Here is a 242-nt window from a genome sequence, read left to right on the forward strand (position 1 = left end):
CAGTGTTTGGCACCTCGATGTCGGCTCATCTCATCCTGGGGCTGGAGCAGGTCCCAAGGGTACGGCTGTTCGCCGTTTAAAGAGGTACGTGAGCTGGGTTTAGAACGTCGTGAGACAGTTCGGTCCCTATCTTCCGTGGGTGTAGGATACTTGAGAGGAGTTGCCCCTAGTACGAGAGGACCGGGGTGAACGATCCACTGGTGGACCTGTTGTTGCGCCAGCAGCAGTGCAGGGTAGCTATG

At 57.0% G+C, this 242-nt stretch carries 1 rRNA gene; it reads left to right on the forward strand.

From position 1 onward, the window contains the following. A 23S ribosomal RNA gene (locus tag A3728_RS19250) occupies positions 1-242 on the forward strand; the annotation flags it as partial.

It is taken from the genome of Sulfitobacter sp. HI0040, assembly GCF_001634885.1.
Classification (GTDB): Bacteria; Pseudomonadota; Alphaproteobacteria; order Rhodobacterales; family Rhodobacteraceae; genus Sulfitobacter.